The sequence below is a fragment of the Fundidesulfovibrio sp. genome, from assembly GCF_058402725.1.
The window spans coordinates 1-1,938 of record NZ_JBZVFJ010000308.1; the positions used below are offsets into that span (position 1 = coordinate 1).

The 1,938-nt window shown below is 72.1% G+C and carries 1 protein-coding gene and 1 pseudogene; both read right to left on the reverse strand.

What is annotated here, in order from left to right; translation table 11 throughout:
- Positions 1-1,302: pseudogene (locus tag ACV4UX_RS19035) on the reverse strand (hypothetical protein); the annotation flags it as partial.
- 12 nt (positions 1,303-1,314) lie between these two features.
- The coding region (locus ACV4UX_RS19040; RefSeq protein WP_491594852.1) for a response regulator at positions 1,315-1,938 on the reverse strand (624 nt) is incomplete at its 5' end.

Sequence of the window (1,938 nt, forward strand, 5' to 3'; positions counted from 1 at the left end):
CACGGCGGATGCGCCCGTGAATCCGCTCGTGAATCCGACCGCGCGTGCGTGCGGAGACATGCCCGGCGAGGCGAGGGGGGACGCGCCTGAGGATACCTCCGGCGACGCGTGCAGGGCCAAGCCCGCACCGGACTCTGGACGGGCTTCGCCCAAATCCGACGCCGACTGGCCGGGAGTCCCGACGGCGCAGACCAGCGCCACCGCCGAACCGCCGGGCGGGAGGGCTCCTAAGGCCCCGCGTGCCTCGTCCGTCAGGGAGCGCAATTGCTCCAGCCGCGCCCCGCCGGGGCCGGGCGGGAGACTGGCCAGGGCCAGGAGAAAGCCCGCCGCAAGGGCGGCCAGGGAAAGGAGGCCGGGACGCCGACGGCTCGCCAGAGCATCCAGGGCGTGCGCTCCGGGAAAGGCCAGGGCGCAGGCGGCCAGGGGCGGCAAGACCCAGGGCAGCGAGGCGGCCAGGGGGGCCAGGGGCGGTCCTCCGGGGAAGGCCCCCCGAAGGTTGAGGCCCAGAGGGATCAGGCAGGCCAGGGCCGCCAGGACCACGGCCCCCTGGCGCTCGGCCCGGAAGAAATCCCACGCCGTCCCGCCCCGGAGCGCCCACAGACGCCGCAGCCCGGCGGCGGCGAGCCCCAGGCAAAGGGCCGCGCCCAGCTCCGGGCAGGCATACCACTGGAGCGTCACAACGGCGCATCCCGCGCCCCAGGCCCGGAGAGACCCCGTGCGCGCCCACTGGAGGAAAGCCCAGGCCGCCAGGGGCAGGGGAAAGGCGTGCAGGAGCGCAGGATGCGCCACGGCGCGGGGCGTCTGGGTCGCCAGGGCGAAGAGGATCCCGCCCCAGGCGGCGCTTGCTCCGTGCAGGCCCGTGCCGTCCAGGCTCACCCCGTTCAGAACCGATCTGTCCCGGCCCGTGCGGCGCAGTGCCAGCCAGGCGCAGAGGAAGTTGAGCGCGAAGAGCCCCGCGAACCACGCCTGGAAGGCGCGCTCGCGTTCCATCCCGGCGAGCCGGGCTAGGGCGTAGAGGGGCAGGGTGACGGGGTGCAGCTCCCCCAGAGGCTGGGTTTGCCGTGCGGGAAAGAAAATCGGAAGCTCCGCAAAGGCGCTCTCCCGGCCGGTCAGCAGGCGAAACCCGTGTTCGAGGGAATGCATGGCGCAACCGGATTTCTCGATGGAGGAGGGCAGACGCTCCAGGCCCGTCCCCAGGGACCTCGCAGGTCCGAGCCAGAGCCCCAGGAGCAGCAGCAGGCCCGGCAGCAGCAGGGACGGGAGGGAACGCGCCGCGCCGTTGGCGGGAGGGGAGAAGATCACGTCGGGCCGGTGTCAGCGTGTCATGAATTCACGCATGGCCTGCATGGTCTCCAGGAGCTCGTCGCCCAGGGCGTCCAGCTCCTGTCCGGCCAGTTCGGAGTCGCCTGCCTTGGCGGCCTTTTCCAGCTCGAAGGCCCTGTCCTTGAGCACCTCCGCGCCCATGGTGGCCGCGCCGCCCTTGAGGGTGTGGGCCATGAAGGCCACCTCGCGCAGGTCGCCTGCGGCCAGGGCGGCGCGCATCTCGTCCACCTTGCCGGGCTGCTGGTCCACGAACACGGCGAAGAGCTTTTTGAGAAAGTCACGGTTGCCCCGGGCCTTTTCCAGGAGCCATGTCTCGTTGAGGAGCCTGGAGCCCGGGGGCGGCGCGCCCGCCTGTCCCACGGCCTTGCCCGAGAGCACGCGGTGCAGGGCGGCCTGGATTTCCTCCGAACCGACGGGTTTGGAGAGGTAGTCGTCCATGCCGGAATTCATGAAGCGCTCGCGGTCGCCCTTGAGGGCGTGGGCGGTCATGGCGATGACAGGCAGGTCGCGCGGCACGCCGGGGGCCAGCCCCTCGCGGATGCGACGGGTGGCCTCCAGGCCGTCCATCTCGGGCATCTGGATGTCCATGAGCACCACGTCCACGGTGGTGTCGCG